This window comes from Pontibacter locisalis (genome assembly GCF_042684605.1).
Taxonomy (GTDB): Bacteria; Bacteroidota; Bacteroidia; order Cytophagales; family Hymenobacteraceae; genus Pontibacter; species Pontibacter locisalis.
The window spans coordinates 1-646 of the sequence record NZ_JBHULU010000016.1; the positions used below are offsets into that span (position 1 = coordinate 1).

A 646-nucleotide genomic window follows, 5' to 3' on the forward strand; every position below is an offset into this window, starting at 1 on the left:
CAACGGATTTGTACATGAGGCGAGCGAGGCATCAGCCGAAGCTTTGCTCATGTGCTGTGTTAGGTGTAGACTTTCTTTTCAGGCTTAGAGCAATACCCACACCTACTAATGGCTGCCAAATTAGCGGTAAAACTCCGTAAATATCTTCACCTGGTATACCTTGGTAGAGGTTGTCTAAAGGAAAACCTTTTGTAAGGAAGAATATTAATAAGGAGAGGCTTCCAAGTAGAAAGATTATCAAACAATTGAGAAGGGTAAGATTGATGTTGTCAAGTATACGTTCGAAAATGTATGCCATAAACAAAGCACACAAGCCACTCCCGAAGTAAACAGCTAAGAAGGATAGCTTCTCTACTGTACGAACAAATAAATTTGCTCCGACTCCTGCAAATATTATTCCCCCATAAGATTGGACAATCAAAGCGATCGGGCCGATCAGTAAGTATGGAATTAGCTTTCTCTTCCATTTTATATGTTCATGATTGGATGCCAACACCCCTAACCCAAATACTATAGGGGCAGAAAAGAATAGAACAGGTATAGAAGGTATCAAAAAGTATAGAAAACCTCCTAATAGTCCTGAAAGACTTGTTGCAGCTAATGTTTTTATTCTTTCCTTCTTCATTATTACTGTTTGCACCTAACG

At 39.3% G+C, this 646-nt stretch carries 1 protein-coding gene; it reads right to left on the reverse strand.

All coding sequences use genetic code 11. The annotated features are described in order from the left end of the window. Nucleotides 1-31: 31 nt before the first annotated feature. The gene (locus tag ACFSRY_RS12765) at nucleotides 32-625 is read right to left on the reverse strand and encodes a hypothetical protein (protein ID WP_377508001.1); all 594 of its coding nucleotides are present in this window, start codon (nucleotides 623-625) and stop codon (nucleotides 32-34) included. Between the last annotated feature and the right edge of the window lie 21 nt (nucleotides 626-646).

What these genes read in the sequence shown, in the direction of transcription:
- ACFSRY_RS12765 (WP_377508001.1), bottom strand. Translation starts at nt 625, where the DNA reads ATGAAGAAGGAAAGAATAAAAACATTAGCTGCAACAAGTCTTTCAGGA.